Genomic DNA, 12,788 nt, shown 5'->3' on the forward strand with positions numbered 1-12,788 from the left:
CTTTTCTCCTGGTACAAGGCAGGCAAGGGCTACACGAAGGAGGACTTCCCGCTCCTGCTGACGGCTCTGAAGATCCGCCTCGGCGGGAAGCTCACAGTGGTCTGGGACAACCACTCCAGCCACCTCGCCCGCGACGTCACCAGCTGGAGCAGCGGTCAACAATCATGGCTGGAGATCGTCCAACTGCCCGCCTACGCACCGGAGCTGAACCCGGTCGAGCTCCTGTGGAAGATCGTGAAGGACGAGATCGCCAACCGGGCGTTTCGTTCGATTACCGAGCTCGGCGATGCCATCGCTGCCACCCTTGGCCGAGTCAGGAAACGCCCTGACCTCCTCGACGGATTCCTCTGCGGCACCGGCCTGAAAACGGAGGAAATATTGTCAAGCAGATAGATAAAGATCAGTATATGCCGTAGGGCTGGGGAGTGCCCTGAGGCGGAAGGCGTGATGCGGGTGACTCGTACATCGGGGCTTGTACGGGCTGTGGGCGTGGTCGGCGCGTAACCCTGGTCTGCTGTCCTGGCGTTGTACGGCTGGAAGGTGTGCCGGTAACGCGACAAGGGGGTCGTCGTCCATGCTGGGCTGGTTCAAGAGCAGCTCACCGGTTCCCAGGGCGATGACTGCGTGGAGGTGTGGCTTTCGCCGCCGGAGCCGTACTCGTGCGGGACTCCAAGGAGGGGGGACGGCCGAGGTCAGTGGCATCCTCGGCCGCCTGGCGTGACTTCCGCGTTTGCGTCGAGCGCTGACCCGGGTCGGTTGGTGCGGGGCGGCGCATGTTGATGCCATGGCGATGACTCCGCTGTTGCCCGACTCCCGGACCGAGTCCGATGGTTCGGCCGCTGTCCGGGTGCTGAATTGCGACATCCGTTCGATGCGGGAGGATGTGCACGCGCCGGCCCGGGTGATCGGTGCCTGTGCGCCGGACCTGGTGTGGGTGGAGGAGGCGCCGCGGTTCTTCCGGTGGCGGAAGAAGTCGGCGGCGCCGGTGACCCCAGGGTCGGTCGGCCCGGCCGGGTACGCGGGCTCGACGGCCCGCCCGCTACGGCCCTGCGCGATGTGAGCAGGTGACAGCGCCCGGATGCGTGGGTACCGGGACCCGCTGGGCCGGTTGACTCGGCCTCAATTCCTCACCGCCCTGGCCGGCCCGGTATCGGAGCCGCGGCTCTTCTGCCCGGTTCCTGGTACCGGGCGTGGCCGGTGTGCCAGATGAACGAGCGGATGATGTCCTCCAGCGCCCGGGCATGAGTGGTGAGCGTGCTCGGACGATCGCGGGTGAGGTCGGTGATGCCCTGCCGGGCGGTGGCCGCCTCGTTCTCGCACATGGTGCTTGCGCGTGCGAAAGCGTCCTCGACGGTCCCGCCGTGCCGCGCTCGCAGCAGGGTGGGCAGACTCAGGGGCTGGACCGGTCCTCGTGCCACCTCACGCTGGTAGGAGGCAAGGTCGTTGATCCAGCCCGCGAGATTCGACACGGCGGTCTCCAGCCGGCGCACCGGTGCCAGATCCCGCTGGGCGTCCGTCAGTTCGTAGCCCAGGACGATCTCCGCCGCAGCCGTGATCGTCCTGATGAACACGGTGTGGGGACGCATCGCCAGATAGGTCGCGAGCGTGACCTCCTCCGGTCGGGCGACGTGGTGCGCCTCCCAGACCAGCGCCATGAGGGTGTCACGCAGGCTTGCGGCGAGTCGGAGGTATGCGGCCGGGCCCGTGCGGGCGCGGAATCGGGCCAGCAGGTCGTGCAGGGCGGCGGGGAAGGGTGTACTCGCGGGAGGCCGGTCGCCGCCTGCCAGGACGAGCATCAGTTCGCCGGTGCGGTCGACCAGGGCAGCCGGGTCACCGACGGCGTTCGCCTCGGCGTGGATGTCGTCGAACGCGGTGAGCCACAGCAGGAGTTCCGCGAACAGAACCAGACGGTCCGGGTCCGCGGTGGGGAAGGTGCGCGATACTCCGTGACTCGTGATGTTCACCAGCACACCCCTGGCCTTGGCGGAGGGGAGCAGCGGGTACTCCTCCAACCAGCCCAGGAGTCGGCGCTCCGTGTGCTCGCTGTGCGGGCCCGCCGGGAACGGGCCGGGGAAGGTGGCGGCGAAGTCCGGTCCTGGCAGCGTCGTCACCGTAGGGTCGGTGCCGGTCACGCTGCCTCCTCGTGGCGGCGGCCGGGCGTCCGTGCCTGTGCGGTCATGTGCAGCGCGGACGGATGCAGGGTGATCGCTCCGATCGGCCGGACCGCGGGTCCCGGGACGGGCCGCAGCCGCCAGCGGGACGCGATCAGCGCGGTGATCAGGGTCGCTTCGGCCAGGGCGAACTCGTTGCCCATGCATTGCCGCTTTCCGGCACCGAAGGGGAGGAACGCCCCCTTCGGGGGTTGCGGACGCTCCGGCAGCCAACGGTCGGGATCGAAGCGGAGCGGGTCCGGGTACAGGGCGGGATCGCGGTGCAGCGTGTAGGGGCTCCACACGATGTCCTCCCCGACCCGCAGATCCACGTCCGCGAGCCGCACGGGTTCGGTGGCCTGACGGGTCACCAGCCATGCCGGGCTGTACATGCGCAGACTCTCGTTGACCAGTCTGCGGGTGAACGTGAGCCGGGTCAGGGACTGTGTGGTCAGGGGCTCGTCCGTGAGGACCGCGTCGACCTCGTCGTGCAGCCGCCGCTCCAGGTCCGGGTTGCGGCCCAGCTCGTGGAAGAGCCAGGTCAAGGTGACCGCGGTGGTTTCCGAACCCGCCGCGAGCAGGCCCGTGACCTCGGACAGGATGTCCTCGTCGGCCAGCGGCGTACCGTCCTGATCGCGGGCGGACAGCAGCAGGGACACGATGTCGTCGTGGGCGTCCGGATGTGCCAGGTGGTCGGCGATGATCTGGCCCACGGCGGCACGCATCACCCGGCCGGCCCGCCGGGCCCGCCGGTTTCCCGGGGTCGGCAGCCGCTCGAGCAAGGGGAGGGGGAGCAGGGCACGGCGGAGCGCCGCGGCGAACAGCGTGTCGACGCTCTTGAGGATCGCGTGCCCGGTCTCGCGGTCGGGGGTGGTGGAGAACAGGGCCGCCATGACGACGTTCTGCGTCATCAGCTGCATCTCGGTCTTCAGATCCAGAGGGCCCGTGCTCCGCCATGCCGCGATCATCGGATCGACCGTGGTGTACATGGTCCGGATGTAGTGGTCGATCTGCTGATGGTGGAACGCGGGCTGCAGCAGACGGCGGCGCGTCAGGTGCCGGCTGCCCTCCGCCACCGGCAGGGCGTCGTTGCCGAAGAGCTTCAGCTTCTCGAACAGGAGCCCTTTGCTGAAGTGCCTCGATTTGGTGGTGAGCATCTCCTGCAGCAGATCGGGGGAGTTGATGGCGGTCACGGTCTTCGGGCCGACCGAGAAACGCACGATCGGCCCGTGCCTGCGCAGGTCCTGCAGAAAGGCCAGGCGGTCCCTCACCAGGGGTACCGCGTGTCCGATGAGCGGCACGCGACCTGGAGCGTACGGCGGAACGTGGGGAGCGGCGTTCACGTGTGATGCCTCCGTTGAGAATCCGGGCTGGAGGGGTCGGTGGGGTTCAGTGCCGGTGTGCCCGCAGCAGCTCTAGCGCGGCGGTCACCTCGGCCCGCGCCATGGCCCGGGGGGCGTAGAGGGTCTTGTCGTGCCAGAGGGCAGGGTGGTGGCCGGACGACGGGTGGGAGGCGTCGTGAAGGACGTGCTCGGCCCGCTTCAGCGCCTCGGTGACCGCCGAACCGGCCGTGTGGCGCGTGGAAGCCAGGAGGATGTCGACGGCGTAGGCGGTCTCCTCGGCGGTGCCGCCCCACACCCCCCAGGAGCCGTCGTCGCGCTGCGTGGCCAGGACCCAGTCGCCGGCCGAGCGGACGGCGTCGTGTGTGGTCGGGCCGGTGTGTCCGGAGAGAGCGGTGACGCACCGCTCGGTGGCGTAGTAGGGGGAGGCATGCCACTTGTCGTGCCAGGAGCCGTCGGGTCGCTGCTGTGCGAGGAGCCAGTCGCGGGTCAGGTCCCTACGGGTCCGGAGCACGTCACCTGTCGTGGGGCGGTTGCTCAGCCAGGCGGTGAGTGCCTGGAGGGCGTGGGCGTTGGCCGTGATGGAGCCGGTGTCCTCGCCGACATAGCAGTCGTAGTGGTCGCCGGTCTCGAAGGCGGACAGCGGGGCGGGATCGCGGGGCGAACCGGCGAGGGCGGACACCAGCACCGCCATGGCGGTGTCGTCGGTGTCGGGCAGCAGGCCGGGAGCACCTCGCACTCCTGCGGCGTCGTAGATCTCCGCCACCCAGGCGCGGACGCGCGGCACACAGCCGGCGGGCAGTCCGGGACGGGCGAGGGCGGCGGCGACCCAGAGCCGTTCGAAGACGGAGATGGGCGAGGCCTCCGGGAAAAGACCGTCGTAGCGCTCCGCCACGCGGGTCAGCGCGGTGACCGCCCGCTCCCGGCCCGCCTCGGCTCCGGTGGCCAGCCAGGCGGCGGTGGCGGCGGGGGAACTGCCCAGCAGCCCGCCCGGGACCGCGGGCACCATCCGCGGCAGGTGGCGGGCGATGCCTTCGAAGGTGTGGTGCAGCTTGACCGGCACACGACCGGCCGCTCGGCACCGCGCGGCCACCTGCTCGGGCAGCGCCTCCCGGAACCCGCGCGGCAACGGCAGGCGCTGCCCACGGGCCCATGGACCGAGCCGGCCGAAGGCGGCGACGTCCGGTTGACCCAGGTGCTCGTTGATCAGGGCGACCAGGTCCGGGACGAGGATCTCGATGGCCGCCGTGTCCGGCCACCCGTCGGCCCCGGACAGGTCCCGGAGCGAGGCGAGCCCGTTGTCGGCAGCCGCGGCGAGCCGCTCGCGCGGGACGCCCGCCGCGGTGTCATGGCGCAGCGCGGACAGGAGAGCCTCGGTGACACCGAGTGTCGGCAGCAGTCGGTACGGCGTGGGGCCCTCTCCCCAGCCGCCCGTGGCGGTCTGCTGCTCCAGCAGCCACGCCAGACGGCGCTCGTGTCCCTCCAGCCACGGTGTCCAGGACACCACCCGGGCGGTCTCGTACACGGAGGGACGCACATCGCCCCAGGCGTCCTGGTCGACTGAGGTCACCAACTCGTGAGCTCGTTGTGCGTAGGTTTCGGGGTGACTGACCGGTATGTGAGGTGCTTGGCGGTGCGGGGAGTTCATGCGTGCCTTTCCGTAGCCGTCCATACGATCTGTCTCAGCGTTTCGGCGACGTCCGGCGGCAGGCCGGCTGTGTCCAGGGTGGCGAGTGCGGCACGGCGCCTGGAGGTGATCATCCTTTCGACCCGCTGCCGGGCGCCGGTGCCCTCCAGGACGCTGCGGATCCGGTCGATGTCCTCACTGCTCAGGTTCGTGCTGCCGAAGAGGCCGCGGAGCACACGCCGTTCGGCCCTGGAGGCGTTCTGGAACGCGAGAGCGAGGAGCACGGTGGCCTTGCCCTCACGGATGTCGTCCCCGACCGGCTTGCCGGTCTTTGCCGGATCACCGAAGACACCGAGCAGGTCGTCGCGCAGCTGAAACGCTTCTCCTAGCGGGATGGCGAAGTCGGTGCACATCCGCAGCAGTTGCGGCCCGCCGTCGGCCAGGCAGACGCCGAGGTGCAGGGGCCGCTCCACGGTGTATTTCCCCGTCTTGTACCGGGCGACCCGTAGCGCGGCGCCGACGTCTCCGGAGATCCGGCCGGTGGACAGCAGGTCCAGGTACTGTCCGTAGACCAGCTCGGTGCGCATGCCGGCCACCAACGGGAGGACCCGGCTTCGTGTATGGGCTTCCAGTTCCGTGCCTGCCAGCATCTCGTCCGACCACACGAGCAGGAGGTCGCCGAGGAGGATGGCGGCGCCCTGGCCGTGTGCCTCGGCCCTGCCGTGCCGTCCACCGCCGCTCAGGTAGTCGGCGGCCAGCGCGCGGTGGGCCGACGGCAGTCCGCGGCGGGAGTCGCTGTCGTCCATGACGTCGTCGTGGACGAGGGCGAACGCCTGGAACAGTTCCAGGGCGGCGGCGACGCGGAGGACCGCGTGAGAGTCTCCCGGTGCGCCTCCGGCACGCCATCCCGCCACACACAGCAAAGGGCGCAGCCGCTTGCCGTTGGAGAAGATCAGCCGGCGGACGGCGGCGAACAGGGGTGCCGTTTCCGGGCCTAGCGCCGACCGTTCCTGCTCGTCGATGAACTCGGCGAGTATCGCGTCCACCTCGTGACGAACGGATATGAGGGTCGGGATATGGGTGGTGTCCCGTATGGTCCCGGGCATCGAGGCGCATACCTTCCGTGACGTGTGAACTTCATGCGGAGTCGCCCTTTTCCTCGTGGTCGGGCAGAACGCGGCCCCCGGGGTGTGGATCCCGGGGGCGGTCTGTGGGTCAGCTGTTGGTTCTGGTGTCGGTGTTACGGATCAGGCGGACGCGGAGACGCTACCCGGCGTTGGCCTCCGGGAATCCGGAGTCTGCGGAGTAAAACGGCAGGGGAGTGCGGTGAGGACCCGGTAGATGGGACCTGGTTGGTAGGTCAGTGTGGCTGCCGGGACGGTGAGTTCGATGTCCGGCAGCCTGCCCATCAGCCGTTCGATGGCGGCGACCGACACCACGAACACGATGTTCTCGGCGGGGCAGGCGTGCGGCCCGGCGGCGAAGGCGAGGTGTGCCTTGTGGTCGGAGCGCTGCTCATCGGGCACCTGCTGGGCATGGGGGCAGGTGTTGACCGCGGCGTAGGAGACCATGACGGGGTCTCCGACCTCGATGGCGCGGCCGTGGAACATGAGGGGGCGCCGGGCTCGGTGGAGGCTGTACATGGCCAGCGGCGGGTCCGCCCAGAGCACCTCGTCGATCGCGTGCCGGATGGGCAGACTCCCGGTGGTGAGGGTGCCTCGGTACCGCTGGTCGGAGAGGATCTGCGCGAGGGTGTTGGCGATCAGTCCGGACAGCGTGCCGTAGGCGGCGCCCTGGGTGATGAGTACCTGGTTGATCACCTCCTCGGCGGAGAGGCCGTTCGGGTGGTCCATGAACCAGGACGTGAGATCGCGGCCGCGCCGGGCGGTCTTCATGGCGTACAGGCTGCCCAGGTAGGCGGTGAGGGCCTGCTCACCTGCCTGCTTGGCCTGGGGAACCGTACTCATCAGCGCCTCGATCGCCGACATGAGCTGGTCCGCACCCTCGTCCGGCATGCCGAACAGGGTGTTCAGGACCATGAGCGGCAGCCTGCGGGCGTACTGGGCGACCAGGTCGGCCCGCCCCAGGTGACTGAACTCGTCCAGCAGGGAGTCCGCGTGACGTCTGGTCACCTCGCGCAGGTACTGCGGGTCGAGGAGGGCGAAACTGTCGGTGACGACCTTGCGCAGATGCGCGTGCTCCTCCCCGTCGGCGAAGAACAGGCTGGGCCGCCACTGCAGGGGCTCCTTGACCGGACTGTCCGCCGGCACCGTCGTGTCCCAGCCGCGGGTGTCCTTGGTCCAGTTGGCGGTGTCCTGCAGCAGATCGAGAGCGGCCCGGTAGTCGGTGATCACCCACACGACGAGTCCGGGGTCGATCTCGGCGCGGCCCACCGGGCCCTGCGCGCGCAGGAGTTCGTAGCTTCGGCCGGGGTCGGCGGCGTGCTCAGGGCCGTACAGCGGAACGGCGTCGTGGGCGGTGTTCACAGGCTGCCTGCCGCACGCGAGACGAGATGGGCGGCGAGCGCCCGCAGTGCGCCGAGGCTGGAGTCCCAGTCCCGTGCGTCGCAGATGACCAAGGGGGTGTGGTCCTCCACGTCGAGCTTGAGGCGGAGGGTCTCCTCGTCGTACTCGGGGGATTCGGGGAACTGGTTCACCGCGACGGCGTAGTCCAGACCGCTCTCCTCGATGAGGTCGATGACCTCGAAGGAGTCGGCCAGCCTCCGGGTGTCGACGATGACCAGCGCGCCCAGGGCGCCCCGGGCGTAGTCGGTCCACAGGGGCTTGAACCGCCGCTGTCCGGGCGTGCCGAACAAGTACAGGACGATGCGCCCCTGGGCGATGGTGAGACGGCCGAAGTCGATGGCCACCGTGGTGGTCTTCTTGTCCGTCACGGCGAGCTCGTCGATGTGGGCCGCCGCGTCCGTCATCACCTCTTCGGTGTGAAGACTCGGTATCTCCGAGAGTGTGCGGATCATCGTGGTCTTGCCGATACCGAATGGCCCGGCCACCAGTACCTTGACCCGTTCGTGGTCTGCATCCGGCAGGTAGACCGGCGGGCTAGAGGGCGAGGAGCCCATGCATAACCTCCTCCAGGAGGGCCCTGTTGGGCCGTCCGGCAGTAGTGCTGGGAGCAAGGGCGGCAGGAAGCGGCGCGGCGGCGCGCAGCAGGCCGTCGGACACCAGCTGTGCGGCGAGCATCTTCACCACGCCGACCGGAAGACGCAGATATCCCGCGATCTCCATCACCGTCAGCCCGCCGTCACCGACCAGGTCGAGAAGTCGCCGATGAGCCGGCGTGTGATGGGGCAGCGCGGACCGGCCGGTGGCCGTTAACGCGGTCAGTTCTTCGAGCACGCTGTGCTCGGGTGTGCTGACGCCTCCGGTGGCCAGGTAACTGGGGACCAGTCGTCGTGCCGGGCCCGGGCTCATGATGCGCGGTCGTGCGAGCGCGTGGGCACGGACATCAGCGCCTCGCCGAGGTTCTTCGCCTGCCGCGCGAGGGTGTGCGCGACGATGTTCATCGGCACATCGGTGCCGAAGGAAGCGGCGATGAACGCGTTGGCCCCGCCGGCCGGCATGACCATGAGCGTTCCAACGGCGTCGAGCTGGACCGTGATGGTGGAGATCGGGGTCTCGTCGGGCGCCTCGAGTGACACCACGCCTGCCGCGCGCGCGGCACCGTGCAGTGCGGACACCATCGCTGCCATGCCCTCGGATTCGTCACGGCCGAGGCTGCCGGAGGCTCCCACGACGATGCCGTCGGCAGACAGAATCAGCGCGTGCCGGACGCCGACCTCGATGATCGGGCCCAGGACCCAGGAAGGGTCAGGGATCTGCTGGCTGAGAGTTGACTGGCTCAAGACTTGTCCTTGTTATCGGAATCGGTGCCGTCGCGTCCGGCGGCAACTGCCTGCTCGAAGTCACCCCACGCGGTGCGGGCTTCGTCCGGGTCGACCGGTCGAGGGGCGCGGGCCGCTGAGCGGCTGCGGGAGGAACCGCTGCGGCGGCGGCGCTGGGGCAGCGCACTGGCGTCGCTCAGCGAGGGTGCACTGACATCACGCAGTCCTTCCACGTGCTCCGCCGGCACCGAGGCGACGGGAGGTATCGGCGTGCGGGGCGCCGGGGTCGGCATGGCTGCCATCGCCGACGGCGGTTCCGCCGTCTCATCGATCGTGGTCAGCAGATGCTTCGGGACCGCCAGTACCGCACGGACCCCGCCATAGGGCGAGACCTGGTCCACCGACACGTGGAAACCGTGGTCGGCGACCAACTGTCCGATGGCCGCGAAACCCAGAGCCGGAGGGTCGCCGAGCTCGGTGATCAGCAGGTTGCCGGCATTCTCACCCGACACCAGCCGGGTGCCGCGCCGCACGGCCTCGCGGGTCATGCCCTTGCCCGCGTCGTCGATCTGGATGCACACGCTGCCGTTGTCCGTCTGCAGCAGGGTGACCTCGACCGCCAGATCACCGCGCGACGACTCCAGCGCGTTCGCCATCAGTTCGGCACAGGCCACCGCCACCGGTTCCGCTGCCCGTCCGACCACACCCACCCCGTCGACCAGGAGTTTCGTGTGGACCTGGACGCGCTCGAAGCCATGCAGACGCGATGTGGCGCCCGCGACGACGTCCGGGAGGTGAGTGTCCGGCCGGACCAGGCCGGGCCAGGAACCGCTCACGATGGCCGCCTTCTGCACCAGGCGGAGGACCTGCTCGTTGAGCTGATCGATACGGAAGTACTCCTGCAGGACCCTCGGGTCACGACAGTCGCGCTGCAATTCGTCGATGAGCGTCTGCAGCCGGAAGCTCTGTGCCTGGATGGCGGTACAGGCTCCACGCAGCGCGGCCCGAGCGGCGGCGTCGATACGCCTGTGCTCACTGACCAGCGTCTCCACGAACAGATCGTGCGCTGCCTGCATCTGGGCGGCGTAGTCGCTGCCGTCGTCCAGCAGGGCGCCGGGAACGGGATGGTGATCACTGATCAGGTGCAGGGCCGCGGCCGGCAGCCGGCTGTTCACGAGGTGGCGCAGTTCCTCGAACTGCGCCTTTTCACGGGCTTGAAGTGTGGCCAACGCCTGGTTCTGCTCGCCTATTTGCCGGCTGAGCACCGCACAGCGACGCGAGAGGACCGCACGGGATCTGGCCAGAGCCACCACGGCCACGGCGCCCACGGCGGTTGTCGCGCCCAGCACCGCAACGGCGGCTTCGGGATTCGGGGTCACGGATTGGGGGTCCTCGCAGAGTGAGGGCCAGCCGCCTGCACATGTCGGGAGACGAGGGGACACCCACGCTCGGCCGGCGGACTTGGCGATGTGGATAAGAAGAGGGCACGTCCGTCCCGCCACCGTCTGTGGCGGCCTGCTGCCCGAAGTCCCAGCTCAGAGCCTCTGTTCGTGGCGTGCTCCCGCCGAAGAACGAGGGGCGGACACGCCGAGCGCGCCTTGAGTAGGGGGAGGGAGGACATTTCGCTCCGAACAGCAACGGGCAGATCAGGCGGCATATTACTCATATAAAGATCAGCTTGTGGCGTGTTCACGGAGCGTCCACATGTGACGGGAGCCCGTACACGAGGGCGTGTACGGGCTGTGGCCGCGCTCGGCGCGTAACCCCGCCCGGATGCCCGCGCGTTGTACGGCTGCACGGTGTGCCGGTAACGCGACAAGGGGGTCGTCGTCCATGGCGAACGGCAGCACGCTTGAGTCGTCCGACAGTCTCAAGGCATTCGGGGCGGCCTTGAAGACGTTCAGAGAACGTGCCCTGATGACGCAGGAGCAGCTCGCCGAGCGGCTCAACTACTCCCACGCGTCCGTCGCTTCGGTCGAGCAGGGGCGGCGCATGCCGACCGCCGCCTTCGTCGAGCGGGCGGAGGAGGAGCTGGAGGCGTTCGGGGTGTTGCGGGCCATGGTCCGGCACCTCGGGCGGCAGCGGGGGCTCGCGGTGTGGTTCCGCGAGTGGGCCCAGCTGGAGGAGATGGCGGTCGGCCTGTGCACCTACGAGTGCCGGGTGGTGCCGGGGCTGCTCCAGACCGAGGCGTACACCCGGGCCGTGATGCTCAACGTGCCGCCTCCGCCCAGCGAGGAGCAGTTGGAGCAGCGGATCGCGGCCCGGCTGGCGCGGCAGGAACTGCTCCGGCGCCGGCCGCCGATCGCGTTCAGCTTCATCGTCGAGGAGTCGGTGCTGCTGCGGCACACGGGGGGTGAGGAGGTCACCCGGGAGCTGATCGGCCACCTCCTCGCGTGCACCGAGTTGTGGAATGTGGAGCTGCAGATCATGCCGTTGCGGCAGCCGTATCACGCCGGTACGGATGGGCCCATGCAGCTTCTCGAGACCTCGGAGCGGCAGTGGGTGGGTTACGCGGAAGGGCAGAAGACGGGGCAGCTCGTCTGTGACCGAGAAGCAGTGAGCGTCATGCAGATGCGTTATGCCAAGATGCGCTCACAAGCCCTGTCCCCAGCGGACTCGGTGGAGTTGTTGCAGCGGTTGAGGGGAGCGCTATGAGCATCTACAGCGAGCTGGACTGGTTCAAGAGCAGCTACAGCGGGTCTGAGGGCGACAGCTGTGTCGAGGTGGCGTTCGCGGCCGGTGCTGTACACGTGCGGGACTCCAAGGAGAGGGGTCGGCCGGGGTTCGTGGCCTCCTCGGCTGCGTGGCGTGACTTCCTTGAGCGAGTGAGTCACTGAGGAGCGTCATGAACTCGCATCAGCAGCTGAACTGGTTCAGGAGCAGCTACAGCGGGTCTCAGGGAGACGACTGCGTCGAGGTCGCCCACGCGTTCGGTGCTGTACACGTGCGGGACTCCAAGGAGAGGGGTCGGCCGGGGTTCGTAGCCTCCTCGGCCGCCTGGCGTGACTTCCTCGGCCGTGTGGGGCGCTGACCCGCGGCAAGGGCTGTGGGGCGGACTATCTTGATCTCATGACGATGAGTCAGCTGCTGCCCGACTCCCGGACCGAGTCCGACGGTTCGGCCGTTGTCCGGGTGCTGAGTTACAACATCCGTTCGATGCGGGACGACGTCCACGCGCTGGCCCGGGTGATCGGTGCCTGTGCGCCCGATCTGGTGCTGGTGCAGGAGGCACCGCGGTTCTTCCGGTGGCGGAAGAAGCTGGCGACGCTGGCCTCGGAGTCCGGGCTGGTGATGCTCTCCGGGGGCGCCACCGCCGCCGGGCCCGCCCTCCTGTGTTCGCTGCGGGCGACCGTCGAGCGGACCGAGGACGTGCTGCTGCCGCTCACCCCGGGGCAGCACCGGCGCGGGTTCGCCACCGCCGTCGTACGGTTCGGCGGGGCGCGGGTCGGCGTGGTGAGCTGTCATCTGTCGCTGGACAAGCGCGAGCGGTACGAGCAGGGGAGCATGCTGCTCGACCGGATCGCCGGGATGGGTGTGGAGCATGCCGTGGCGGGCGGGGATCTGAACGAGGGGCCGGAGGGGCGGACCTTCCGGCGGCTCGGTGAGTCCCTGACCGACTGCTGGGACGCCGCTCCCTGGGGCGGTGAGCCCACCTGGACCCGCACCGAACCGCAGCGCCGGATCGACGCCCTCTTCGTGAGCAAGGGCGTCGAGGTGCTGGGGTGCGGCGTGCCGCTGGAGCAGCCCGGGGTGAGCGAGCGCGACCTCGCGGCGGCCACCGATCATCTGCCGGTGCTGGCGGCCCTGCGGATTCCGGCCGGGTAGACGCC

The 12,788-nt window shown here is 69.3% G+C and carries 14 protein-coding genes and 1 pseudogene; 6 read left to right on the forward strand and 9 right to left on the reverse strand.

What is annotated here, in order from left to right; all coding sequences use genetic code 11:
- A partial coding sequence (locus tag ACIF9R_RS04115; RefSeq protein ID WP_399974014.1) for a transposase occupies positions 1–393 on the forward strand: 393 nt, incomplete at its 5' end.
- A 391-nt stretch (positions 394–784) separates the two neighbouring features.
- Positions 785–980, forward strand: a pseudogene (locus ACIF9R_RS04120) (endonuclease); the annotation flags it as partial.
- A 147-nt stretch (positions 981–1,127) separates the two neighbouring features.
- Here the strand turns inward: ACIF9R_RS04120 and ACIF9R_RS04125 are convergent.
- The 9 genes from ACIF9R_RS04125 to ACIF9R_RS04165 all read right to left on the reverse strand — a co-directional run bounded on the left by ACIF9R_RS04125 (position 1,128) and on the right by ACIF9R_RS04165 (position 10,337).
- Positions 1,128–2,132, reverse strand: coding sequence for a hypothetical protein (locus ACIF9R_RS04125; protein WP_399974016.1), 1,005 nt, complete (start codon positions 2,130–2,132; stop codon positions 1,128–1,130).
- Positions 2,129–3,451 (reverse strand): cytochrome P450, encoded by a 1,323-nt coding sequence (locus ACIF9R_RS04130; protein ID WP_399974019.1) that lies wholly within the window; start codon positions 3,449–3,451, stop codon positions 2,129–2,131. Before ACIF9R_RS04130 ends, ACIF9R_RS04125 begins: the two co-directional genes overlap by 4 nt.
- 88 nt (positions 3,452–3,539) lie before the next feature.
- Positions 3,540–5,060 carry a prenyltransferase/squalene oxidase repeat-containing protein gene (locus ACIF9R_RS04135; RefSeq protein ID WP_399974021.1) on the reverse strand — a complete coding sequence of 507 codons (1,521 nt, stop codon included), beginning with the start codon at positions 5,058–5,060 and terminating at the stop codon, positions 3,540–3,542.
- 74 nt (positions 5,061–5,134) lie between these two features.
- On the reverse strand, positions 5,135–6,223 hold the full coding sequence (locus ACIF9R_RS04140; protein WP_399974024.1) for a polyprenyl synthetase family protein: 1,089 nt from the start codon (positions 6,221–6,223) through the stop codon (positions 5,135–5,137).
- 141 nt (positions 6,224–6,364) lie between these two features.
- Positions 6,365–7,603, reverse strand: coding sequence for a cytochrome P450 (locus ACIF9R_RS04145; RefSeq protein WP_399974026.1), 1,239 nt, complete (start codon positions 7,601–7,603; stop codon positions 6,365–6,367).
- Entirely contained in the window at positions 7,600–8,196 is a 597-nt protein-coding gene (locus tag ACIF9R_RS04150) for a GTP-binding protein (RefSeq protein ID WP_399974029.1), read from the reverse strand. Before ACIF9R_RS04150 ends, ACIF9R_RS04145 begins: the two co-directional genes overlap by 4 nt.
- Positions 8,177–8,548: a DUF742 domain-containing protein gene (locus tag ACIF9R_RS04155; protein ID WP_399974032.1), complete on the reverse strand. Its 372-nt coding sequence runs from the start codon at positions 8,546–8,548 to the stop codon at positions 8,177–8,179. The genes ACIF9R_RS04150 and ACIF9R_RS04155 overlap by 20 nt, the downstream gene beginning before the upstream one ends.
- Positions 8,545–8,979, reverse strand: a complete 435-nt coding sequence (locus tag ACIF9R_RS04160; protein WP_399974034.1) for a roadblock/LC7 domain-containing protein — start codon at positions 8,977–8,979, stop codon at positions 8,545–8,547. Before ACIF9R_RS04160 ends, ACIF9R_RS04155 begins: the two co-directional genes overlap by 4 nt.
- Positions 8,976–10,337, reverse strand: coding sequence for an ATP-binding protein (locus ACIF9R_RS04165; protein WP_399974037.1), 1,362 nt, complete (start codon positions 10,335–10,337; stop codon positions 8,976–8,978). Before ACIF9R_RS04165 ends, ACIF9R_RS04160 begins: the two co-directional genes overlap by 4 nt.
- 454 nt (positions 10,338–10,791) lie before the next feature.
- Here ACIF9R_RS04165 and ACIF9R_RS04170 point away from each other — a divergent pair, with 454 nt between their 5' ends.
- The 4 genes from ACIF9R_RS04170 to ACIF9R_RS04185 are packed head-to-tail and all read left to right on the forward strand — an operon-like array spanning position 10,792 to position 12,783.
- Positions 10,792–11,613 carry a Scr1 family TA system antitoxin-like transcriptional regulator gene (locus ACIF9R_RS04170; protein ID WP_399974039.1) on the forward strand — a complete coding sequence of 274 codons (822 nt, stop codon included), beginning with the start codon at positions 10,792–10,794 and terminating at the stop codon, positions 11,611–11,613.
- Positions 11,610–11,795 carry a DUF397 domain-containing protein gene (locus ACIF9R_RS04175; RefSeq protein ID WP_399974041.1) on the forward strand — a complete coding sequence of 62 codons (186 nt, stop codon included), beginning with the start codon at positions 11,610–11,612 and terminating at the stop codon, positions 11,793–11,795. The genes ACIF9R_RS04170 and ACIF9R_RS04175 overlap by 4 nt, the downstream gene beginning before the upstream one ends.
- A gap of 8 nt (positions 11,796–11,803) precedes the next feature.
- Complete coding sequence (locus tag ACIF9R_RS04180; protein WP_399974043.1) at positions 11,804–11,989, forward strand: DUF397 domain-containing protein; 186 nt, start codon at positions 11,804–11,806, stop codon at positions 11,987–11,989.
- A gap of 38 nt (positions 11,990–12,027) precedes the next feature.
- Complete coding sequence (locus ACIF9R_RS04185; RefSeq protein ID WP_399974045.1) at positions 12,028–12,783, forward strand: endonuclease/exonuclease/phosphatase family protein; 756 nt, start codon at positions 12,028–12,030, stop codon at positions 12,781–12,783.
- Positions 12,784–12,788: the final 5 nt, after the last annotated feature.

It is taken from the genome of Streptomyces sp. NPDC086080 (assembly GCF_044540255.1).
GTDB lineage: Bacteria > Actinomycetota > Actinomycetes > Streptomycetales > Streptomycetaceae > Streptomyces.